At 36.6% G+C, this 24,580-nt stretch carries 21 protein-coding genes; 7 read left to right on the forward strand and 14 right to left on the reverse strand.

The window, feature by feature from the left end:
- Positions 1 to 239 precede the first annotated feature (239 nt).
- On the forward strand, positions 240 to 2,315 hold the full coding sequence (locus GVV19_RS06500; protein WP_159646511.1) for an InlB B-repeat-containing protein: 2,076 nt from the start codon (positions 240 to 242) through the stop codon (positions 2,313 to 2,315).
- Positions 2,316 to 2,340: 25 nt separating this feature from the next.
- Here GVV19_RS06500 and GVV19_RS06505 read toward each other — a convergent pair whose 3' ends face one another.
- From GVV19_RS06505 to GVV19_RS06520, 4 genes are all read right to left on the reverse strand, one after another.
- Positions 2,341 to 3,003 (reverse strand): potassium channel family protein, encoded by a 663-nt coding sequence (locus tag GVV19_RS06505; protein WP_159646513.1) that lies wholly within the window; start codon positions 3,001 to 3,003, stop codon positions 2,341 to 2,343.
- 11 nt (positions 3,004 to 3,014) lie between these two features.
- On the reverse strand, positions 3,015 to 3,659 hold the full coding sequence (locus GVV19_RS06510) for a potassium channel family protein (RefSeq protein WP_159633168.1): 645 nt from the start codon (positions 3,657 to 3,659) through the stop codon (positions 3,015 to 3,017).
- 6 nt (positions 3,660 to 3,665) lie between these two features.
- Positions 3,666 to 6,461 (reverse strand): cation-translocating P-type ATPase, encoded by a 2,796-nt coding sequence (locus GVV19_RS06515; RefSeq protein ID WP_159646515.1) that lies wholly within the window; start codon positions 6,459 to 6,461, stop codon positions 3,666 to 3,668.
- A gap of 131 nt (positions 6,462 to 6,592) precedes the next feature.
- Positions 6,593 to 7,225 carry an NAD(P)-dependent oxidoreductase gene (locus GVV19_RS06520; protein WP_159646517.1) on the reverse strand — a complete coding sequence of 211 codons (633 nt, stop codon included), beginning with the start codon at positions 7,223 to 7,225 and terminating at the stop codon, positions 6,593 to 6,595.
- Between the two features lie 153 nt (positions 7,226 to 7,378).
- On the opposite strand from GVV19_RS06520, the gene GVV19_RS06525 reads away from it, so the two are divergent.
- Entirely contained in the window at positions 7,379 to 7,798 is a 420-nt protein-coding gene (locus GVV19_RS06525; protein WP_159646519.1) for an Rrf2 family transcriptional regulator, read from the forward strand.
- Between the two features lie 17 nt (positions 7,799 to 7,815).
- Here GVV19_RS06525 and GVV19_RS06530 read toward each other — a convergent pair whose 3' ends face one another.
- From GVV19_RS06530 to GVV19_RS06545, 4 genes are read right to left on the reverse strand one after another with little or no spacing between them, the layout of a single operon-like run.
- Positions 7,816 to 9,219, reverse strand: a complete 1,404-nt coding sequence (locus GVV19_RS06530) for an amidase family protein (protein WP_159646521.1) — start codon at positions 9,217 to 9,219, stop codon at positions 7,816 to 7,818.
- Positions 9,220 to 9,239: 20 nt separating this feature from the next.
- Positions 9,240 to 10,586, reverse strand: a complete 1,347-nt coding sequence (locus GVV19_RS06535) for an FGGY family carbohydrate kinase (RefSeq protein WP_159646523.1) — start codon at positions 10,584 to 10,586, stop codon at positions 9,240 to 9,242.
- A 2-nt stretch (positions 10,587 to 10,588) separates the two neighbouring features.
- On the reverse strand, positions 10,589 to 11,158 hold the full coding sequence (locus GVV19_RS06540) for a DUF1697 domain-containing protein (protein ID WP_159646525.1): 570 nt from the start codon (positions 11,156 to 11,158) through the stop codon (positions 10,589 to 10,591).
- Positions 11,159 to 11,171: 13 nt separating this feature from the next.
- Positions 11,172 to 12,026 carry a hypothetical protein gene (locus GVV19_RS06545; RefSeq protein WP_159646527.1) on the reverse strand — a complete coding sequence of 285 codons (855 nt, stop codon included), beginning with the start codon at positions 12,024 to 12,026 and terminating at the stop codon, positions 11,172 to 11,174.
- 149 nt (positions 12,027 to 12,175) lie between these two features.
- Here GVV19_RS06545 and GVV19_RS06550 point away from each other — a divergent pair, with 149 nt between their 5' ends.
- On the forward strand, positions 12,176 to 12,580 hold the full coding sequence (locus GVV19_RS06550; RefSeq protein ID WP_159646529.1) for a GNAT family N-acetyltransferase: 405 nt from the start codon (positions 12,176 to 12,178) through the stop codon (positions 12,578 to 12,580).
- Between the two features lie 43 nt (positions 12,581 to 12,623).
- Here the strand turns inward: GVV19_RS06550 and glpK are convergent, their stop codons facing one another.
- On the reverse strand, positions 12,624 to 14,117 hold the full coding sequence (gene glpK, locus GVV19_RS06555; protein WP_159646531.1) for a glycerol kinase GlpK: 1,494 nt from the start codon (positions 14,115 to 14,117) through the stop codon (positions 12,624 to 12,626).
- A gap of 786 nt (positions 14,118 to 14,903) precedes the next feature.
- Here glpK and GVV19_RS06560 point away from each other — a divergent pair.
- From GVV19_RS06560 to GVV19_RS06570, 3 genes are all read left to right on the forward strand, one after another.
- On the forward strand, positions 14,904 to 15,365 hold the full coding sequence (locus GVV19_RS06560) for a VanZ family protein (protein ID WP_159646533.1): 462 nt from the start codon (positions 14,904 to 14,906) through the stop codon (positions 15,363 to 15,365).
- Complete coding sequence (locus GVV19_RS06565) at positions 15,346 to 15,807, forward strand: hypothetical protein (protein WP_159646535.1); 462 nt, start codon at positions 15,346 to 15,348, stop codon at positions 15,805 to 15,807. The genes GVV19_RS06560 and GVV19_RS06565 overlap by 20 nt, the downstream gene beginning before the upstream one ends.
- Positions 15,808 to 15,941: 134 nt before the next feature.
- Entirely contained in the window at positions 15,942 to 16,148 is a 207-nt protein-coding gene (locus GVV19_RS06570; protein WP_159646537.1) for a hypothetical protein, read from the forward strand.
- A gap of 287 nt (positions 16,149 to 16,435) precedes the next feature.
- On the opposite strand, the gene GVV19_RS06575 is transcribed toward GVV19_RS06570, so the two are convergent.
- From GVV19_RS06575 to GVV19_RS06590, 4 genes are all read right to left on the reverse strand, one after another.
- On the reverse strand, positions 16,436 to 16,681 hold the full coding sequence (locus GVV19_RS06575) for a hypothetical protein (protein WP_159646539.1): 246 nt from the start codon (positions 16,679 to 16,681) through the stop codon (positions 16,436 to 16,438).
- A 145-nt stretch (positions 16,682 to 16,826) separates the two neighbouring features.
- The gene (locus GVV19_RS06580; protein WP_159646541.1) at positions 16,827 to 18,200 is read right to left on the reverse strand and encodes a 5-methylcytosine restriction system specificity protein McrC; all 1,374 of its coding nucleotides are present in this window, start codon (positions 18,198 to 18,200) and stop codon (positions 16,827 to 16,829) included.
- 1 nt (position 18,201) lies between these two features.
- Complete coding sequence (locus tag GVV19_RS10765) at positions 18,202 to 19,992, reverse strand: McrB family protein (protein ID WP_201288195.1); 1,791 nt, start codon at positions 19,990 to 19,992, stop codon at positions 18,202 to 18,204.
- A 106-nt stretch (positions 19,993 to 20,098) separates the two neighbouring features.
- Positions 20,099 to 21,373: a DNA cytosine methyltransferase gene (locus GVV19_RS06590; RefSeq protein ID WP_159646543.1), complete on the reverse strand. Its 1,275-nt coding sequence runs from the start codon at positions 21,371 to 21,373 to the stop codon at positions 20,099 to 20,101.
- Positions 21,374 to 21,550: 177 nt separating this feature from the next.
- Here GVV19_RS06590 and GVV19_RS06595 point away from each other — a divergent pair, with 177 nt between their 5' ends.
- Complete coding sequence (locus GVV19_RS06595) at positions 21,551 to 23,077, forward strand: Sau3AI family type II restriction endonuclease (RefSeq protein WP_159646545.1); 1,527 nt, start codon at positions 21,551 to 21,553, stop codon at positions 23,075 to 23,077.
- 689 nt (positions 23,078 to 23,766) lie between these two features.
- Here the strand turns inward: GVV19_RS06595 and GVV19_RS06600 are convergent.
- Positions 23,767 to 24,414 (reverse strand): hypothetical protein, encoded by a 648-nt coding sequence (locus GVV19_RS06600; protein WP_159646547.1) that lies wholly within the window; start codon positions 24,412 to 24,414, stop codon positions 23,767 to 23,769.
- Positions 24,415 to 24,580: the final 166 nt, after the last annotated feature.

Consider the following 24,580-nt stretch of genomic DNA (forward strand, 5'->3'; position numbering starts at 1 on the left):
TTTAATTGTTTTTTCATTTTACTGATTATATTTAGTCCCGTTTTTTCTAATCCTGTCTTAACATTCAGCTCTAATTTGGACACAATATTTAATTAGCAAGTGTCGTTTATGACATCAAAAGCGGTATTTATTACATCAAACCCAAACTTTTTTAATTTTTCGTTAATATTTGTGTATCGAAACAAACATTGTGCAAAATTTAACATGACTTATTTCGATACTAAATGGAGGACAAAAAAATGAAAAAATTTGTAATTTCAGTAAGTACACTTTGTATGGTTATTCTTGCAACTGCAGCATTTACACCACTCAAAGCTGAGGAAAACAAAGAAGAAAAATCAAAAATATCCGATACAATGGAAACTACGGTTCAATCAAACTCTGACCAAACCATTGAAAAAAATGACACCCTTGCAGATGAGTTATTGGAACCAACAGCAGAGAATGATCACCCAAATCTAAATAAAGAAGCAGAGACTGTCACCGTCACTTTTGAACTCAACGGTGGTATTATGTCAGAATCACAAATTGAAATCCCTAAGAATTCTGCATTGGACACAACTCAGTTTAATCCTACAAAAGATGGGGCACTATTTTTTATGTGGTATACAGATGAAAATTTCGAATCTATGCATTATTGGTGGGATCGAATAACAGAAGATATAACCCTGTACGCGCGATGGGGCACCGAAATAAGTCGTGACGAATTTTCAGATGATTTGCTGAATGTACTCGAACATAACTACGGAATCTCAGGTCCTATTAGTGATTTAGACTTGCTCGATATCCATACTTTTGTTTCTTCAGACTTTTACTTCAATGAGGAAACTGATAGTTATGAAAACCTCTCTGTTTATGACTATCGCGGAATTCAATACCTTTCAAATATAAGTACACTAACGATTGGGATTGATCAAGGAAAACCAGTCTCTGGTAGCTCGCTCGCTTATTTAAGCGAACTGAAGCATATCGAATATCTAACATTTAAAGATATTGTTCCTGTTGAACATCTCGAACAATGGATTGATTTTGAATGGTACGTAGCTTCTAATTTGAACAATAAGAATCATGTCGCTTTCTACGAAAGTGAAATTGTCCGTTATCTCAATGCGATGAACTTTGATTCTACGCTTACACGCGATTACCCATTACAATTAAATTTTGACTATAGTCTAAGTTTGTTTGATCAGACTTTCTTGATGGAATGGCACGTTCAAAACTTACCCATATACATTAGCATCAATGCAGGTGAAATATACAATACAGTCTTCGCAAGACCTGTTGCAGTCGATAAGAATGGGGTGACAATGTATCGTGTATCAATGGACAACCCAAATAAATTTGTTTACCTCGATAAAGATAATAAATTAGCACTGGATTCTGATTACGAATATCACGAAACCAATTCATCAATTGAATTCTACCCTAACTTTAGTTTCGAGTTGAGTGATGAGGAAATTGAGCAATTCTACGAGCCAGTGCTCATAGAATATGTGTTGCCGGATGGTACAATCGTCGAAACAAATTCAGAAAATCAAGACCATTCAACTAACTTTAATTCAATCAATCTCTACTTAACCGAACTTCAATATTCCTTAATGAAAAAAGAATTCGATATTTCGAATGGTGTTGTTGATTTTGTGAATCATCCTGGACAAGTTGGAACATTCAATGCATCAACCAACATTCCTTACGAGGAAACACAATCAGGTGGGGGGCTTTTACCTGATGACAATATTTACTTGTATACAAGATACCGCCTTGTTCTTGACTTGAGTGATCTCGTTGAAACTGTAACAGTTTCGTTTGATAGTATGGGTGGATCAAACGTCGATAGTCAAACTATTGATAAAAATACTCAAGCAATCGTTCCACAAGAACCAACATATGATGGATTTACATTTGCAGGGTGGTATACATCATCTTCCTTGGATTCCCAGTATGATTTTACAACTTTAGTTGATAGCGATACTGTACTCTATGCCAAATGGACCAAAAATGATCCAGTTGATCCTGTAGACCCAGTTGATCCTGTCGATCCAGTTGATCCTGTCGATCCAGTCGATCCAGTTGATCCTGTCGATCCAGTTGATCCAGTTGATCCTGCCGATCCAGTTGATCCTGTCGATCCAGTTGATCCTGTTGATCCAGTTGATCCTATTAATCCTGAAATCACAACACCTGATGTAGAAGAAAAATTACCGAACACCGGTATTGACAGTCGGTCATTCCAAACTATCGGAACACTACTCATCATATCAGGACTTGCAATCACCCTATCTCTATATATTAAGCGCAGCCGTCAACAGTTGTAATAAAAAAAGGACCTCAGGGTCCTTTTTATTTTGAGAACAAATCATTCAGGACAAATTGTCCTTTTTCATTGGTAAGGGCGATCACCGTATCATTCGGTTTAAGCTCAACACTACCGTTTATTACAATTGCTTCGTCTTCGCGAATTAAAGTAATTAATACTGTATCTTCAGGTAATTCTAAATCCTTAATCATTTTATTGGCAGCTTGTGATCCTTCTTGAATCCCCATCTGAACAATAGAATTTTTTCCTTTATTGATTTTAAGAAGCGTCGAAAGACTCTTCATATCAATTTCGTCCATAACGATACGTGATACTAAGTCTGCCTGATTAACCGCAACATCCACACCCATTGATTGATTAAACAACCATGTATTTCGAGGATTATTGACGCGAGCAATGACACGTTTAGTCCCATACTCATATTTTGCAATCGTTGCGACAACAAGATTGACCTGGTCTTCTCCTGTGACCGCAACAACGACATCTGCTTGATGTATCCCCGCACGTTCGAGTGTGTCAGGATCACTACCCGTTCCACGCACAAGCATGTCTTCAGTAAAATCGTGTTTAATTTTTTCTAATGGTTTTTCCCGATTCTCAATAATTGATACTTCATAGTTATTTTGTAAGAGTAATTTTGCAACATATGACCCTACTTGGCCACCACCGATAATTATCGCTTTCATCGTCTGTCCCCCTAAAGACCGAGGACACTTTTAAGTGTGTCTAGGTCATTATTTTGAACTGCTACATAGAGTTCATCGTTTGCTTCAAGTACTGCACCACGTTCCGGTATAAATGCATTGTTGTTACGGAGTACGCTAACAACTTGTACGCCTAAATTGTTGACAGTGTCAATATTTTTTCCAATCAGCAACGGAGTGACTCTTAATTTTATAATTTCAACATCACTATTACCAATTGTTGCAATACTATCCATATCAGTTTTTGTTAACAATTTAACAACACGTCGTGTCCCCCATTCCGTAGTCGAAATGGTTTGAACACCGAGCATCGCATAGATCACAGCATTTTTAGTGTTATACTGACGTGCTATGACTTTTGGTACCGAATAAAGATTCCGAGCAATGCGACCAATTAATGCATTGGTTTCATCACTATCCGTGCATGAGACTACAGCATCTGCATGACTAATGTCTGCATTTTCAAGAACTTCTTTGTCAAAGCCAACACCTGACATATACGTAACGTTGTTGTACTTGGGTAAGCGATTTAAAACATCCGTATTCGTATCAATAGCTACGATATCATTGTTGTCTTGACTTAATGTGTGGATTAGCTCAGTTCCCATACGTCCACATCCAATTATAATAATTTTCATCATCAATTATCCTTTCACGATGTTATTGCGAATATATTTTTTACGTAATTCATCCAATAAAATAGCAGGAATTGGAACAAGGATTAAGATCATCCATTCCATCCAACCCAAAGGCGCAGTATCAAAGATATTTTGTAATGCTGGTATGTACATTAACGATGCAATCAAGATTATTTCAACAGCGATACCAATTAGAACTTTGCTATTGGTAAAGATACCGCGTTTGAAGATTGATTGATTTTCTGTACGACAGTTGAGTACCATTCCAATTTGACCAAAGACAATCATTGCAAGTGCCATTGTGGTTGCTTGGCGGTACACATTGCCATTTGCAAGTAAACTTGTTTGTGGCCAGTTGCTGTGCATAAAGTAAATAAAGAAGTAACCAAACATTGCAAAGGCTGAAAGGATGAGACCGTACCAGAAGAATGCGATAATGAAGGTCTTTTTGTTTAAGAGAGCTTCACCACGTTTACGTGGCGGTTTGTTCATAATACCTTCTTCCGGTTGTTCGGTTCCAAGTCCAAGTGCTGGTAGCATATCGGTTCCAAGGTCAATTGCAAGAATTTGCATGATTGTAAGTGGCAATGGAATTGCACCACGTGATAATAGAAACGCAACTGAAGGAATGGCTTCTGCCATGTTACTGTTAAGAATATAGGTTAAGAATTTACGGATATTACTATAGACCGCACGACCTTCTTCAACTGCTTTAACGATTGATGCGAAGTTATCGTCGGTTAAGATGACATCGGCTGCTTCTTTCGCAACATCGGTACCGGTAATTCCCATGGCAACGCCAATATCTGCTTTTTTAAGTGCTGGAGCGTCGTTGACACCATCACCCGTTACCGCGACAATGTGACCTAATTCTTGTAAAGTTGCAACAACGCGATATTTTTGTTCAGGTGCTACACGAGCGAAGATGACTTCATCTTCTAATGCGCGTTTGAGCTCATCATCTGATAACTTATAAAGTTCAGATCCAGTAATAACACGTGGGTGTTCTGTTTTAACAATGCCGATTTTCTTAGCAATACTTTCAGCAGTAAGTCCATAGTCTCCTGTAATCATTATAATACGAATACTTGCATCATGACAGATTTTTACGGCATCACTAACTTCGGGACGTGCTGGATCTGACATAACGACAAGTCCTAAGAATGTAAGATCATCTTCAATAATCTCAGGTGTATATTGACTCATCGTGTTGGGAAGAGATGTTTCATGATCTAAAGCACGATAAGCGACTGCTAAAACACGCAATCCATTTCGAGCATACATATCATTTGCTTCCATTGCTTCATCAAAGAACCCTGATTCCATTGCCACACGTTCGCCATTACGCTCTACGTGGCTTGAGATTTCAAGAATTTCACGAGGTGCTCCTTTTACAAAAGCAATGCGTTGATCACCATGAATTTTGTAGGAATAATCATGAATCGTCGTCATTCGTTTACGGGTTGAATCAAAAGGAAGTTCACGAAGGCGTAAAGCCTCTGTGGTTAAGGAATCAAGATTAATGCCACCCTTTTGTGCCACAACACCCAAACATGCTTCTGTTGGGTCACCTAAGACGGTATAACGATCATTGTCTTCATTCGGAGCGACTACTTTCGCATTACTACACAATGCAGCAGCACGAAGGATTGTTTGAAGGTTTGCATGGTCATACACTTTAATTGCTTCACCATCGAGTGTAATCTGACCTTCAGGCGCATATCCTAAACCACTGACATCATATTCATGATCTAGTGTCCAGACATTGCTGACAGTCATTTCATTTTGGGTTAATGTTCCCGTTTTATCAGAACAGATAACTGAGGTCGAACCCAGTGTCTCTACAGCTGATAATTTTTTAACTAATGCGTTCTCTTTAGCCATTCGTTTAACAGCGATTGCTAAAGAAAGTGTCACTGTAGGTAAAAGTCCTTCTGGAATAAATGCAACAATCATTCCTAATGCAAAGATAAATGATTTCGCAAGTGTTTCCTGTACAAAGAATACCGAGATGATGAAGAAGAGAATCCCAATGGATGTTGCGATTATTGAGATTTGTTTGGTAAGAACATCCAGTTCTTGTTGGAGTGGACTTTTTTCTTCTTTCATATTTTGGGTAAGATCCGCAATTTTTCCAAATTCCGTATTCATCCCCGTTGCATAAACGATTGCTTTTCCTGTTCCGCTTGAAACTGAAGTTCCAGCGAAAATTAAGTTGCGAATTTCAAATCGTGATAAATCATCACCTAAAACAGCGTCTGCATTCCGACGAACAGGATTCGATTCACCGGTTAAGGTTGATTGATCGACATTCAAATCACTGCATTCAACAAGACGCGCATCAACGGAGATACGATCGCCTTCTGCAATAATTAAAATATCACCCACAACTAATTCTTCAGTAAGAATTTGTTGTTCTTCACCATCACGTACGACACGCGCAAATGAAGGCAACATTTTTTTCAATGCATCCGTAGCTTTCCCTGCTTGGAATTCTTGCCAGAAACCAAAGACACCATTGATGACATTGACGAGCCAAATTGAAATACCCAGTTGTGGCATATCAGCAAAGATTGCGATTCCCCCACTGAACCATAACAAAATAGCCATCAAGCTGGAAAAGTGATGTAGAAATTTCTTCCACGTTGGTTCCCCTTTCACTTCTCTTAGCACATTTTTTCCGTATTCGTGTTGACGTTTTTTTACTTCATCAGTACTTAATCCATTACGATCAACATCAAGATGTTCGTAGACATCTTGTGGCGTAACTTTGTAGACTGAGTCATTGTCATATTTCTTCATTTTATTCCCCTTCTTTTCAAAAGATAAAAGTATTCTAACACCACCGGTATTAAGACGGTATTAAGATTGATTTTTCGACTTGAAAATAGAAAGAAAGAGTATCATTGATACTCTTTCTTTTGGAATAAATTTTATTTAGAAACGACAGAAATACGTTCTTGAATATGTTGTGCATGCTCGATTTCATCAACCATTGCAATGGCATAATCAGCATAACTAATCGTACTTTCGCCTTTACTATTCAATGTTAGCATTTCGCCGGCTAGAGTATAGGATCCAGTTCGTTCACCATCGGCTCTAAAATCCGCAGCCGGTGAGATGTATGTCCATTTTACATCACTTCTCATTCGAAGTTGTTTGAGTGCTTCTCCCATATTCGATGCCATAGGTAGATATGCCACCGGAAATCCTTCTGTATCCATTAATTGAGTTGTTAATTCCTCATCCGCATAAAGACTTCCCGCACCGCCAACAACTAAAAGACGTGTTGGTGTTGTGGCTATGAGATTTGCGATGTGATTAAGTGATGTAACATGCACGCTTTGATCGTCTCCAAAGAAACCGAATGCATCAACAACACTATCATACCCTTCCAAATCTTCTGGTTTTAAATCAAACAAGTCGCTTTCAAATACGAATGCTTTATTATTTTTGACTTTACTTGCATTTCGGACGAATGCTGTAACTTCATGTCCGCGGGCAATTGCCTCATCAACAATCAAACTTCCTGCTTTTCCACTTGCGCCAATTACTGCTATTTTCATTTTAAGTCCTCCTGGTTATTGGTTGTAATCACAACACTTACAACTAAAGAATATACCTGTTTTGTTGTAATGTCAATAGTTACAACAAATAATTGTAATCATTGACATTACAACGGTTCGTATCCTATACTAAAGATAATTAGAGGTAATATTATGCAAATTAGTAGTCGTTTTACCATTGCTTTACATTCGTTAATATGTATTCACACTTTCGATGGTGCGCATAAAATCACCAGTGATTTTATCGCTGAAAGCGTCAATGTTAACCCTGTTATCATCCGAAATGTTCTCGGACAATTGAAGAAAGCGGGACTCGTTGAAGTTCAACGTGGTGCCGGCGGGGCTCATATCGTTCCGGAATTATCTGAGTTCACACTTTATGATGTTTTCATTGCAGTTGACAGCATCCAAGATGATCTTTTTGCCTTTCATGATAATCCGAATCCCAATTGTCCCGTCGGAAAACAAGTTCACACGGTACTTGATGGATACCTTGATGATGTTCAAAACGCCATGATCAATGAATTAAAGAAAACAACATTCGAAGATGTCATGCAAAAAGTAGAAATCTAAAAAGGACTGAGTTTATCTCAGTCCTTTTCATTCATTAGTGTCTTCGCAATTGAAAATAACAAAGCTTCGTTGCCTTTAGCAGCCATCAGTTGAGTCCCAAAATATTCATTGTTTTGATTACGATATAATGGAATACTCAATGCAGGTTGTCCAGTGATATTCGCAAGCATCGTAAATGGTGTGTAAGATAAGGACTCTTCAAACATATCCCACACGACTTGATACGGATTTTCATCTGATTCAATTCTTTCCATACGCCTTACAAATGTATCGGTGTGGTAAACATGATTTACAGAAGGTGCAGCTTTGGCCGTCGTAGGTGTTAAATACAAATCATATTTTTGATGGAATTGATGCATGATATCACTCACTCGATCCCAATAATTTAGAGCATCTACCATTTGCCACCCTTGAACACGTAAACCATAATGGTACAAAACCCATGACATGAGTTCAATTTCATGCATTGCCACCGGACGCTCGAGCGTTGTTTCTATATCTTTAAACATCGCGGCTGTTTCAACACCATTTACCATATAGTATGTTTCCATGAGTTTCATACCGTCATAATCAGGTGTTTCATAGACCAATGTATGACCCAATGCCTCAAGCTGTTGGACAGTTTGCATTAATGCAGCTTTCGCATCCTCACTAACAACACTACCGACAGGTGATACATCAGTATAAGCAATTCTTAAAGTTTTTTTAGGAATTGCTTTTGCTACTACATAATTAAATGGTGAAGCAATTGTATTCTGTTTTATAGATTCAAAGAGAAGTTCTGTATCGCCTACTGTCTTTGTCAAAAAGAAGTTCATCGATGCCCCTTGCCATCCACGATGCATATAAGGACCCGTTGGGATACTGCCTCGTGTCGGTTTAAGACCTACCAAGCCCGTATAGCTTGCCGGAATGCGAATCGAACCACCACCATCACTTGCCGCAACGACGGGAGTAAAGCCTGCAACCAACGCTGCTGCCGCACCACCACTTGATCCACCTGGTGTCGTCTCAAGATTTCGTGGGTTGCGTGTAACACCATATAACTTTGAATCTGTGATATTTTTAAATCCAAACTCTGGACTGTTTGTTTGTCCGATAACAATAAAACCAAGATCTAAGATGTTTTGAACAAAGTTGTTCGTATGCTGTGCCGTGGCATCTTTAAATAAATTGGATGCCGCCGTACTTGGTTCATCCGCTAAGCTATGGCCTAGACTCTTCAGTAGAATGGGAATTCCTTTAAATATTGTGTGACTGTAATCATTCTCAGCTTCAGCTAATGCTTTCTCGAAGCGTGGATGAACAACCGCATTCATTGTTGCATTATGATTGTTGATTGCTTCTATTGATGCCTCAACCAATTGCTTCGGGTTGATTGTTTTTGCCTCTAGTTCTTGAATGTATGCTTTTAAATCCATAATACCGCCTCCTTTGTCCTTTATAAGTTATTTACTATATACGCTTTTTGTTTTGTAAGATTAGTGTCCAAGGATTGCGGCACAACTGTCGTCATTGCTTTCAATGGTAAATTGACGTCTAAAAGCCGTACAGCAGCCTCACAGACACTGTTCTCATCTGCTACTTGAATAAGTATCACCCCTAGCAAATCCGCGACACGTTGGGCCATACGTTGATTTTTTAAAAATCCCCCGGTAACAAACAACGGCATATGTCGTTCAAATGCAAGACTCTCTAACATTAAATCAATGTTCGCAAGCATTCCAAGAAATATAGCCTGTGCAATTTGTTCGCTTGAATTTGATTCAAAACTAAGCTTCATGCCTTGGTGAATCCTCCAAAAAGGACCACGTTCACCAAAAGCATAAGGTTTAGCGTAAAGTTCCATTTCATCTGGATCGGCAAGTTCGAGTAATTCAATGAGCCGTTCAAATGATAAGGTGTTCTTAAAATAGGTTTGATTCACCCACTGGTACAAGTTACCGCCATTGTTTGATGCATTCCCGCAGAGATAGGAACCTTCATTAAGGATATAACAAAACGTATTTCCCGTCTTAGATAAAACGGGTTGCTGCGCATAGTATCGGACACCAATACTGGTACCAATGCTCATGACATAGGGAGATTGATCAAGATATGCTTTTTCTCGAAAAAAATGAGACGCCATTACGCCATCTGTTGACCCAATCGTTATGGTAATGTCCTGCTTAGAGTTAGTCATCCGTGCTTGATGCGTTACAGCAACAACTTCAGGGAATTGTATTGGACTTCGGTGAATGACATCTAAAATTTCACCATCCCAGCAGTGTGTATGAATATTAAAACACCCCGATGCAGATGCGCTCGAGACATCTGTTAGGAAAAGACCTGTTAAATGCATCATAAGGTATGATTTTAAATCATGAATCCGATATACGGACTCATTACGCGCTTGATACAACTTCGTTAGAGGGGACATTGGATGGAGCGGTGTTCCTGTTTTCTGATAAAAAGGTATCGACGTTGTTTGAAGAACTTCAATTACTGCTTCAGAACGGTTATCCGACCAAATAATCATTTCGGAAAACTTATCTAATTCAGTTTCATAAATTAACGTATGCATCGCGGTCGTAATCACAACATCCGTAATGTCATGAATATCAACACCTGCTTCAATAAGTGTTTGAACCGTTTTTAAAATATCTTTCGGGTTTTGGGTTTGCATGCGACCATTGCTGTAAGTTGTTACTTCCTTAGCTTGTATATCAATGCATCGATTACCATAAAAAAAAGCTGCTTTTATATTTGTCGTACCTATATCAATACTTAGGATTCTTTTGATTGTCATCATTAATCCTCATTTGCAGAAGTAGTCATTGTGGCTGCAAGTGCAAGAATTTTTCGCACTGTATTGGCCGTACGAATCGTTACAAAATTACGGGCGTCCGTGCTCGCAATTTTAGACCACTTTGTCTGAGAAAAATAAGCAACCACCGCTGTCCAATAGATCATTGCCTCACCGACCTCTACATATTCCTTACCATCTAAATGCGCACCCATAATTTCCATAATTGCCGATGCATCCTTTGGCGGAATTACAAAAACCGCTGTATGATAGTATTCCTTATTACCGTCTCCCCACCATTCTGGTGCGTTATCCGAAACACGTTGCAATGCCTCGACACTCACAACTGTAATAGGAATTTCAAAATTAAATGTTTCGAGTAGGATAGGCTCCAAACTTGCTATTAGAATCCCTTGGTTTTTCTCTGGACTTGAAAAGATAACATTACCACTGTTGATGTAGGTTTTAACATTAACATACCCTAAATCCTCAAACAATTTCTTTAAGTCTTTCATTGGCACCTTATTTTTTCCACCAACATTAATCCCTCTCAAAAAAGCAACATATTGAATCATCGATAATACCTTCTCACTTTCTTTCATAAATTGCATGATAGGTTTCATAAGGAACCATTGCAATCCCTACCGCTTTGAAAAACAAGGTATACTGTGCCAACGTTGTATCATCTTTGAAATCTTGGGTACAGTATAGATAATAGCCACTAGTTCCGTTCATCATCATTTTCTTACGGTAAAGCGCCCGTTGGATCAAGACATTACGAATAAAAATTTCTTCATCACCTAATGCAAGACCAAAAATAATGACGTCTTTATCAAAGAGACAGTTAATCCATGTTTCATCATTGGCGTACTTCGAGTTTTTTTGTAAAGGATTATAACGGCGATTGAAATAGGTTATATTTCCCGCATAATCTTTAACCGTAAGCTTTAATGACCGTTTGTAGTATTGGTCTCCATTGATATGAAAGAGACGAATTCCTTGATCAGAGTTTTTATGGCCTTGTTCAGTATAAAAAACTTGCCATGGATAAAAGTCAGTAAATTTCTTATCCAGTTTGCGTGTGCTAGTTTTTACTAAATTATTGGTCTTTTGAAACGCATGGTCGAAGTTCGTTGTTAAAATATCAATGTGATGTCGATTGCAAAATTGATAAACTTCCTTATGGTAATTATTTCCGACCAACGCATCAATTGCTTCAACAAATTGTGTTCGATGGAGGGTATCGACACCATCTCGATTGTATAATGACAACAACTCAAAAAACTCCGGTAATGGATATCCATCGACATAACTTAGCTTTGAATTAACTTCAAAGTTTTCAAGAATTTGTTGCCAACTTATATCATGACTTCCGCCAATACGATTTATTCCATTACCAATCAAAAACACATACTTAGAATTTGCATAGTCTTGATAGGACATAAATATCGCCCCCCTCTCATGTATATTCATTATAACAATTTAAAGTCTCGCTTTCGATACACAAGCGCGAAGATTACAGTCATTATATTGAGCTTTCGAAGCACAGCTTATATAATGAGGCTACCACCGCGAGACGAAAGGAATTAACTATGATAAAACCTGTAGATTTAGAAACGGTCTATACGATTCGACACCACGCAATGTATCCCAACGAAAGCCGCGATTTTGTTCAAGTTAATGGTGATGATTCAGCACAACATCTTGGATTTTACCTTGGTGATTCCTGCGTCAGTGTCCTATCTATTTTTGAAGATAACGATTTTATCCAAATTCGGAAATTCGCAACACTTCCGGAGTATCAAAATAAAGGCTATGGAACAACCCTAATTCAGCGTGTTCTTGTGTCAGAATCACGACCTATTGTATTAAATGCACGTTTGGAAAAAGTACCATTCTACGAACGCTTGGGTTTTATTCCAACGAACACAACCTTTACCCGACATGGCTTATCGTATACCATGATGACTTTCAATCCAAATCATCATAACTTCTAAAAAAGGTTATTCAGAGATTCCTGAATAACCTTTTTTTATCGTATTACTCGTGTTCTTCCCAGTCAACCGCGCGGCTCACTGCTTTATGCCACCCTTTTAAATATCTCAAACGACGATCTTCATCCAAGTTCGATTGCCATGTTTGCGAGTACTTGTGCATCTTTCGAATAGTCTCTTGATCTTTAAAGAAACCCGTTGCAAGCCCGGCAAGATACGCGGCCCCTAAAGCCGTTGTTTCTGATACAGTCGGACGGCGCACATCAACACCTAAGATGTCAGATTGAAATTGCATAAGGAAGTCATTCGATGAAGCACCACCATCGACTTGAAGTGTTTGAATTTTAACACCACTATCCTTCTCCATTGCTTTGATTACATCATACGATTGATATGCAATCGATTCCAATGCAGCGCGGATAATATGGTTACGATTTGAACCCCGTGTCAGTCCCGAGATACTACCACGAGCATACATATCCCAATGCGGTGCACCCAAACCAGTAAATGCAGGAACGAGATAAACCCCATTATTATCTTCAACCTTTTTAGCACATACTTCAGATTCACCTGAAGTACGAATTAAACCAAGTTCATCACGAAGCCACTGGATTACTGCTCCACCCACAAAAATCGAACCCTCTAAAGCATACTGTACATGATCATTTATTCCGATAGCGATTGTTGTAAGTAAGCCATTGTTAGAAGTTACAGGTTTTTCTCCGGTATTCATTAGTAAGAAGCAGCCAGTTCCATAGGTATTCTTTGCTTCTCCTTCATAGAATGCAGTTTGACCAAAGAGTGCTGCTTGTTGATCTCCAGCAATTCCAGAAATTGGGATTTCATGACCTTGAATATTTGCATATGCATAAATCTCCGAACTTCCTCGGACTTCTGGCAACATATTCATAGGAACATTCATAAGTGCACACAATTCAGGGTCCCAACGTAAATTATGAATATCATACAACATCGTTCGTGAAGCATTGGTCATATCAGTAATATGAACTTGTTTATTACTAAGGTTGTAGACCAACCAGCTATCAACGGTACCAAATAGTAATTCACCACGCTGTGCACGTTCACGCGAACCTGGAACATTATCAAGAATCCACTGAATTTTGGTTCCTGAAAAATATGCATCAACTTCAAGACCTGTTTTATGTCGAATGAATTCTTTATGACCATCGGCCACAAGTTTTGACGCCATCCCCGATGTACGACGACATTGCCAGACAATAGCGTGATAAACAGGGCGCCCTGTCTTTTTATCCCAAACAACCGTAGTTTCCCGCTGATTCGTAATTCCAATCGAATCAATTTCTTCAATCGCAACACCCGAGCGTGCGACGACATCATTCAGTACTGCCGACTGTGTTGCCCATATCTCCATTGGATCATGTTCAACCCACCCTGGCTTTGGATAGAATTGTGTAAACTCGGTTTGCGCAGCTGCAATAATATTTTGATCACGATCAAACATGATTGCCCGCGAACTTGTCGTTCCCTGATCCAGCGCAATAATATATTTTTTTTGCATAGTTCAACATCTCCTCAATACGTTATCAATAAAGCTTAGTATTTTAACCCGAACACAGTGTACTCTCATATACTTTCGGAATCGTAGTTCTATAATAAGTATACTTAAAAATTCGATTGAATGATACGCTCCGATTCTTTAATCAGTTAATCTATCCTTAAACTTCTCTATCTAAATTTTAAATATTTCCAAAGTTTGATTACGATTATTCCTTACCATCCCAAACAATTTTTTGTCGATAAACGCATTCTTAAATATGTGAAAATTTTCATGTTACCACTTAGACATGTTTCACTCTAAAATTCGAAGAACATTTTGTATAAAATGATTCATAACAAAGTTGTTCTATATCCACTTATAAGTGACTGTATTGCCATTCTCTTCAAAATTATCTTGCTAGAAATAGCTACGATTTTACCACATAAAAAAAGTGATTTACCGTCTTAACAATCAACTAATAAATTGATTTAATTTTTTCATAAGCAGAAAGGCAGGGATCAAAATAATTAGTATCAATCATACGCAGTGTAGCATTCACTACTGTCACCTAAAATAGCATTTGCGATATCAGGCAAATTGAATCTTACACACTTCAGAATTACTCACATTAATTCTGCACAGAAAGGAAGGATTAATATCATTGTTAGATCTACTTTAATCGGCACCTTACTGACCAATCGTAGAGGATGGGAGATTTTATCAATCTACCCCTTTACGCTGCTCATCATCCCCTTTGTACTGTTCTTTCTTAGAAAACGAAAAGTATCTTATCGGATCGTTGTAACGGTGGCGATAATTTATACTTCCGCCATCTTAGAAGTCACGTACTTTCCTCTCGATTTTAATCAGATGTTTAAGTCAGGTGAACGTTACTTCAATTTTCTTCATATTGCGTACCATTTCGATGTACTAACCCCACTTACAAATCTAAATGCTCGCGTTATCAACAATTGGCTTTTACAGTTCTACTTCTTTATCCCCTTTGGCATGCTTATTGCACTATTCCAAGACACCTTAAGTTTAAAGAAATTGTTTAAGGTTGTATTCCTAACAGCACTAATTCTGGATACTTCCCAATTAGTCCTCCTATTCATCCTAGATGCACCGGTTGGAATTGCTGATATTTACGATGTCATCATGAATACACTAGGGGGAATCGTTGGAATTCTCTTATTGAAATATGCACTTTCCCCAATTTACACAAAAGTCACAAAAGGAGCCTCAATTTATGACATCAAAAATCACTAGAAAATGCCTAATCTTCACCTTATGCGCAATGGCATTACTCCCCCTCTTATGTAACGATATTCATGCATCTGAATCTGGTCGCACTTACTATGTTAGCTTTGATCAGGACTATTCCAATGGTTATGATAATAACCAAATGTGGTACGCTGGACCGGGAACAATTAGAGTTCGGGGCAAACACTGGATGCCTATTAATGGATACCGAGAAGCAACCATGTACATGCAATTACGCCGTGATAACTGGCCTGCATCGATTCAGTACGAAACAAAATCATTAGGGACAATGAACTCAAATGACAACAATAGTTGGAGTAATGGAAAACCCTTCGACGTATCGTGGCAAGTTGGTGACTTCAATAAGCGATATTACCTTCATGTTACTACTGGGTCTAAATATGTAAACAAGACTGGAATGGGAACCATCAGCTATACCCCACGTTAAAACTCTATGGAAAGGTGATGTATAAACCTTTAACCAACACTAAACGCATTAAAACTGTCCTAAGTTTTTTCTTGGGACAATTCCACTTGCAGTCAAAATAACTTAAAAACAGAATAATACCTTAGGAGAAGATTATGAATAATACAAGCAACGAAAACATCCGCGTAATGTCTGATAGTACTTACGTCACTCTAATGTTACTTTTGAAAGAGAATGGATATTGCCCATCAGAGGCAAACGGCTTACTTTGGAATTTTTTGATAAATAACGTACATCTCATCACAGGAGAACGAGAGCGTTTAATATTTAGAGATGAAAAACTTTATGACGAAATAGTTTAGTCAGATATAACACACTTTAGATTAGTCCCCAAATCAAAGTATTATCTGATTTGATACTCGATAAAAAACGATAATAAGAATAGAGTATTGTTACTCTTTCTTATTATCGTTTGCTTTAAATTCTTTCGCTGTGACACCACAGAAATTATATTTTACAATAGTTATGCAAACCCTTTATTGTTATCATACACACTACTGTCATTCAGGTTAAGGTTAACAGTGCTCACGCTTAAAAATTACTAGTAGCATCAACCCCATCATTCAATCAACTTAGCTTATAGATTAAACTAGTCTATAAAATACTTGATAGTAATTGTAGAACTCATACCGCTTGGAGTCGAATGCATGATTACATCCTTGCTATCCATACATTTATACATTGCCTGACAAACAGAAGGCATTCGATCCGTATATCCTAGATGATTATGAATTTCTCCAGAAACAAGAGTTACCTCAGCTAATCCTTTATTTTTAGCTTGTACCATTTCATTGTGTATATATGCAATTATTTCTTCCTGTCTGGCTGATTTCATAGTATTGCTCCTCCTGTAAATTATAATACATACTCTCCGATTAGCATTCTATGTAGTCTACTACCCTAAAAATCTATCAACACTCATGCATGCATTTGTCCTAACTACGGTTCCTGAAGTCAAATAGGCTTTCAATGACTCAATATTAGAACTGATTCAAATTTTCATTCCGCAACATTACAATTTTTTCTATAAGACTCTGTTCAGAAAACTCCATCTTTTCTACAAAATCAGAATACTTTTTCACATCAAGAGTCGGAACCATGAATGGTATTTTTTCAATTATCGTAGAGTCTTCATTGCTAGAGACTGAGTCACCAAATCCCTCAAGTAGGCTTAATTTTGATAGTTTAGAAACTCTGTCTGTTTCAGTCTGCGGATAGAAAAAATAGCCAGCCTTTCTATCAAACCTAAACATATAAGACAAAATTTGATGATAATCTTGACCAGATATATTATTAAATGGTTTATATTTTACATCTGCAATAACTTTAGAAAAATCATTCTTACCAATCAAATCCGGATAAATAGCTCCAAGTCTCTTTCCTTGTTCATTTTCAAACAGAAACTGCTTGTGCAAACCCGTTCGATTCTCAGGATGAATAAAGTAATCGTTCAGTAAATTCGCGATATATTCTTCCCATAACCAAGCTACATCGAAAACAATACCGCTCAATTCATTATCACTTTGTTTAATTCCGTGCTTTCTTCCTGTTAAAATCATGATACATAGTTTTTGCAATTGACGATATTCGTAGAAGAATGCATGATTTACCGGGCTCATAATATTTTGGGAAATCACTTGATTTCGGTTAAATTTCGAATAACTGGGAGTATTTCGTATTACTTCATCTATATTTTCTTTTAGACGTCGTTGTTGAAGTAAACTACCAACAAGTAAATTATTTTTAGATTTCATGACTTCAATAGTATGTCGAACAAGTTGCGTTACATTGTTATCAAATGAAAATTCCCTCGTAGTATAGGATATTTTTCCATTAAAAGGTGTATTCTTTTTTACAAAATTCGGTATGTCTATCTTTCCTTTTACATTCATATCATTATGAGAGAAAATATTGTATTTCTTAAACATACCTTTCTTCATTGCGGAATCTAAATATTGAGGAAAGATAAATTCGATAAAATTAAAAATAGTGTCTTCCAACCCGTAACTGGTCGAATAATTCAAGAAGTTAATTCCTAGTACTTTTTCCAATAAGTAAAATAGAAAATAGTCATTATCCTTCGAACCGAATCGTGACTTCAAAATAATATTTTCTCCCTTAACTCCAAAGTAGCCAATAAAATTCGAAGTAAAAATTTTTCCATCACGGGTTTCAAAAATTTTACTCTCATTTGCAATAGGCATAAATTCTACAGATCCGTTTGGAAACACGAGAACATTCCCACTACTGAGTAATCGTTGCATGGTAATATCTACAAATTTGTCATGAATATTTGGATAAATCAATCGAAATTCATCTGATGTTGCTACACTAGAATTATCATATAATCTCATTCTAAATTCTCTCTAATTGTGTCAGACTCAAAGATTCGTAAACATTACGTATTCTTTCAATCTGGGACTCTTCATCATAAGTCCCACGAAGATACTCCCTAAATAGCGGTTCTAAATAATCATTCCAAAGATATGAAAAATTACCATTTAGCTCAGCAATTTTTAAAAAATAACTTGCGCCAATGTGATAGTTGCTATTTAACTCTGGGAACTCATCACTTGATATTAAATCATTAATTATCGTCATTCTTGAAATTGACTCCTCGATGACGTTTTCCGACAGCAGTTGCTCCCCATCATTCCCCAACGCTCTTTCTAAAATTCTCGTGCTTTCATTTGCGCTAATATTGATAAATCTAAATCTTCTTCTCATTGCAAAATCAAAACTATCAACTGATCTATCAATATCATTCATTGTTCCTATAATATATACATTTTCTGGGATATAAAATTCACTGCTGTCACCATGAAGACTCGAGTATTGGGTTTTTACCGATCCGACCACACCTCTGTACCCAGGGTCAATACTAAAAAATAACTCACCAAATATTTTTGAAATCTCACCTCTATTTATTTCATCAATTATAAAGACATATTTTCTCTTCGTTTCCTTATGTAGACTAGTCTCACTTTCAACATATTTTTGTAAATAGTTCATTGGAGTAATTAACCATTGTCGAAATCCATGTCTTTTGTCTATTTCTTTTATTCTATCAGCATCATTGTAGATGCTCATCAAGCTGTCATATACTGGGAAATCGTCAATTTTGTTCCCTGAGTATTCTTTTAGACCGAGCAGCTGTTCAATGATATAGAAGTAGTTTTGCTCTTCATTATTTCCAAGTGTTCTTAAATATTTTCTAAACCCCTCTAGCGAGATTTTACCATTCGTAGCTTGTGTCGCTCGTTTACAGAAAGATTTAAAAATCCCATCTGTTAATTTGAATCCAATCTGATTATCTTTGCTGATTGGTCTTAAACCCTCAACGAAATCTGTATAATCGTAACTTGGGTGAAATTGTACAAATTCAATTTGTTGTAACTCTTGTTTAGTCAGTGATAACTGATTAGTCGTGCGGCCCTCACTTACAATGAATGCTGCTATCTCTTTAGCAAGATATGATTTTCCTGTACCTGGTGCACCTCTATAAATGATGTTTTTAGAGGATATTAGCCTTTTGGCATGCGATTCTATGTAAGTATCTACTTTTAGATCTGGATCCGTATCAACACCTGCGGCAATGGCATCATTTTGCGAGACATATACTTTAAAGTAATCATCATCTGCTCCAAACTCATTTAGAAAGCTCTGTGCTAAAAATAAAGAATCATAAAGTCCTGCATTATAAAAGAAGAACTTCTTATCCGCAGTCGACGGGTACACGTTTCCAATAAACTTATCCGCAACATATTCTCTAGATGGTTTTATACCCTTGTTACTACTATTTCCCCACTCTACAGTTAAATCTTCGACGTTATTCCATAAACCTATTCTATTGCCTGTTGCATCAGTGACTAAATTTCTCCGTTCTTGTTCAGAAAGACGATCAAGCTTCTCTTCAAAAACTTGAATGGCCAAACGTGCAATAACTAAGCCACTTTTTTGACGCTCATGCTTTTGAAAATTTCTCTTGATTGGTGGTAGATTTCCACTATAGAATTCTGCATCCTCTAGAAATAAATAAGTTGGTGAATTTTTACCTGATTCAGAAATGTACTCCCATGAATATTCAAAATCAGAAATATTTGATTCAACTTTATCCTTTTTTACTATAATATACTTATCAACCATCTAATTATCCTCCTATTATTCATTTAGTAAATTACGAATGTCTTATCGAAAGTGTTCATAAATCATATTGAATCTATCTTACTAAAAAACGTACATTGTACGTCTTTTAAGTTATCTTTTGTATTTCATCTGCAATTCTTTTAACAATTTCTGTAACCAAAGCGTTACCCATGAAGAACATCCGCATTCGGTCGGATACTTCAACAACTTCACCTGAGTCAAGCTTTTTATATCTTGTCCATTCATCAGGGAAATCCTGCAATCTTTCCGCTTCTATTGGAGTAAGTAATCGATGTTTACCATTTATTTTTAGAAAATGTGTTGATCGATTAATTGACCCTTCAGAAGTCAACATAGTCCTTCCAGGCATATCTAATGAATCGTACTCTGACATACTCCCTTCCGAGAAAGTATAAGTATGTCCCGAAGCAGAGGTTCGGATTTTTTTCTTTGCAGCACGCAATTCTTTGAATTTAGCAAGCTTCTTCTCGTCAGTAATAAAGTATTTTTCTTCAACATCGCTCTCATCTTGAATGATATCACCGAGTTTTAAACACTTCTCTGTTTCCAAGTCAACTGGTGCTGTTTCGATACTATAGTACTTGCCGTGACGCATCACACCTGTATTCCAAACTACACCTGTAAAATTGTCTGAAACTTCTACAATATCCTCTGAGAGTTCGTAATAAGATTGCCTATTCTTAACAATTTCTTCTTTTATCGGGAAGCCTTTGGCGAAAAGTCCATCTTTGAAAATGTACTCATTGTATGCATCTTCTCCGTGTTTTTCTCCATATTTCTTCTCTATTTGTTTTGCGAACTTCGTATCATTTTTGTAGATAAAGAAGAATACTCGACGCCTTCTTTGACTTCGTCCATAATCTGCCGCATTGATTACCCGCCATTCAACTGAATAGCCAATACTATCAAATGATGCAAGCATAATTGCGAAGTCACGTCCTCGTTGCTTGGATGGTGACTTTAGAAGTCGATCAACATTTTCAAGAATTAGAAAGTCAGGTTTTGAATGTTTCGTTGCACGTATTATTTCCCAGAACAACACACCTTTCTTTCCCTCAATCCCCATTTCATGTTTTTTACTTCTAGCTACTGAGTAGTCTTGACACGGAAAACCACCTACAATCATGTCTGCATTGATTTCTTCAAAAAACTCACTCTCAATTTCACTAATGCTGATATTTAAATTCTGACTATCTGGAAAGTGAAAGTTGTATACTTCAAAGGCATCTTGGGATTTACGTGAGGGTTCCCATTGATTTGCCCACTTTGTTTTAAATAGATTTGGATTTGAGTTTTCAAGGCCAATTCTAAAACCACCAACACCCGCGAATAACTCAAGCACTTTTAATTCTTTTCCCATACTAACTTCCCTTCAATAACTTCATTCATTATACTACATTCCGTTTGATTTGAATAGATCAACAATCAATGTTTCTCAAAATTATTATTTATCTCTCAGCATTATGATTTCAACTTAACGTTAACATACTTTGCGTGATATGATGTAAACATATCAATCTACAAGGGGAGGATTCAAATGTCTAATTATAGATGGAAATCAGTAAACGAAGTTCATAATAAAGCTTTAAGCGCTATCAACAAACCAATACGAGATTTAGTTTCTAGTGAAACGCTTCAGAAATATCATGACAAACCAAACAATAAAGGTTGGATAGGAAATTCAATTGAATCTGATTGGTTCTACGTACCAAACAACAGTAGAAATGAGGCAGACATTCCCTATTTAGACCTAGAAATTAAAGTTACCCCAATAAAAATGACAAAAGCAGGTTGGTCAGCTAAAGAGAGACTTGTTCTAAATATTTTTGATTTCCATGATGAAATCAATCGGACTTTCGAAAATGCCTCATTTTTAGAAAAAGCTAACCAAATTGAGTTAATGTATTACGAGCATATAGAAGGTGCCATAAGCCCAGACTTGATTATTAAAAATGCACTAACATTAGATTTAAAAGAATTACCTTACGAAGATCTACTTATTATAAGAAATGATTGGCTAACAATCACAGATATGATTAAACAAGGGAAAGCTGAAGAACTATCAGATTCTCTTACGCAATACTTAGGAGCGACAACTAAAGGTTCTAAAACCGAAGCAAATATGACGACCCAGCCCTTTTCTGATGTAAAAGCTCACAGGCGTTCATTCACTCTTAAAACTTGCTATATGACCAGTTTAGCTCGAAAATATATGGACGAAGATTACATCTCTGGAGAGAAACTCATAACTAATACTAAGGAATTAGAAGTTAGAAGTTTTGAAGATATTATTAAAGATAAGTTTACACCTTATATTGGTAAGTCAAAAAACGAACTAGCCAAGATATTCGATGTAATAATTCCCGATAAAAACGATAAAGCTAGCTCACGCATTATTGCTAACAAAATGCTGAACCTTAATGGAGATGCGGATCAGACCGAAGAATTTGAAAAAGCAAATATTGCGCTTAAAATTGTCACTGTTGACACCAGGGGTAAGAAAAAAGTAAATAAAACAACAGAAGGCTTTAAGTTACAAAACTGGACTGCTGATTTTACTAATGTGGATGAGCAATTTGAAGAATCTAGACTCTACGAGTATCTAACCGAAACCAAGTTCTTACTCGCTGTATATGAAATAACTGACTCTGACGAAATTTTCAAAGGTGTTAAATTCTGGCGTATGCCACTCAACCATATAGAAAATGAAGTTAAGCGCGTATTTGAAGATACAAAAAGAAAAATAAAAGAAGGAGTAATTCTGACTTATAAAGAAGGGAAAAACACCAATTCTTATACTGTAAGCAATAATTTTATGAAGATATCACATAACCTAATAGTTCACGTTCGCCCTGACGCTGTTAAACGAAGCTATGTAGAAGATTCAAATGCAATGTACTTAGACACACCGTTTAATTGGATTAATAAGCCAACTGATCAAGATGACGTTTTATCCTCTCATTATATGACTAAACAAGCATATTGGATTAACCCAAGTTATATGTTTTCTGCCGTTTCTAGCCTTTTGACTGCACCAAGCAAAATAGAAAAGAAGAATACTTAAAAATTAATTGAAAGATGTAGTGTTATGGATTTCCCGACATTTCGCAATTAAGTTTTGTACTGATTTTTCCCCGACAACATGCAAACGACCTTACCTTAATATGGGTCTAAAATTTCTGGTGTTATTGAGATTCATGCTCACTGACACCATATTTTCATCTGTCTGATATTTGCAACTGACTGAGTAAGTACATAAAAAGACATAGTGATCTCCGATATGCTTGAGTAATTACACACAATGCAGAAAGGAGAATTACTACGTCTATGTCTCATTCTTTACTATTGCTCTTAAATATTAAAGAAAAGAGGATACGTTTCTCAAAAAGTTGTGTCATAAGAAATCTATCAATGGAACTCATTGCCTTTTATTCAGAGGTACTTTATCACCTATGACTCCTGATTTATGTCCTAAGCGCGGAGGCATTAATCACCTCTTCGACTTCATCACGCTTGGCCCTAAATCAATTCGCATTAAGATGCCATACGTATCCAATTAACGAACTTTTCTAAAATTGAAGAAATAACGCTATGTATTGATCATACTTTTACTGTTTCACGAGTATCGTTAAAGATAACCACTCCATTTCAAACAACATGGACGGGTTTATATTTCATTTCTGCATTGTACTTTATTATAAACAGATTTACATATTCACCATACCATTGTAGAGCCAAATTTGGCATTTCTATTTAAGCAGTCATTTTATTAACATATTCGATAACTTTACTAAAACCAGAAGTTCTATTCAAATAGTTCGGATGGTAAGTCCAAAAAGCTTTTACACCTATATTTAATGTTGATGTTAAGTCAACTATAGTCTCACTCCGACTAGGTTTCATCCCAATCAACACGGCCTCATCAATTTGAAGTGACGATGACATTGATTTAATATAATGAGGACCCGTTAAAAACAATAAGATGTCGGGGTTAAAATATTCAATTTCTCTTTCCAGTAGGGTTTTATTATCTTCTCCATATACGGAGTTTATAATTAATTCATCTCCCTCTGTCGCATCTTTGAATTTTCCATTTTCAATTCTATTAATTTTGTCAATATTATTCCATATTATTTCATACTCATGAAATTTCAAGTCTCTAATAAATTTCCAAAAGGGAGAAGAGTTTCTTTTATGACCATTATTTACTCCATACACTTGCATTTCTAAATAGCCATTATAATAGTTTTGTTGATTCGATAATGCTTCTGAGTGAAATTTCGTTTCGATTCTAGCATTTTGGCCAATTACCATAATCGTCATATTATTTGGATGACCTTTTCCCAACCTTGTAATAAAAAACAAATCAGAATAAACATTCTTCGGATTTTTTGCCAACATAGGAATAATTACTTCCTCTTTATATTGTTCATATATGGATAGAATATAAATCACGCCTTTCGTTTATTTAAAACATTTCTAACCGAATTAATTATATCATTGTTTTTAGCATTTTTTATGAAGTACTCTACTTTACTAATTTACTTCTAAATAGGAAGTAGTTTCA

The sequence above is a fragment of the Erysipelothrix anatis genome (genome assembly GCF_009828745.1).
GTDB lineage: Bacteria > Bacillota_I > Bacilli_A > Erysipelotrichales > Erysipelotrichaceae > Erysipelothrix > Erysipelothrix anatis.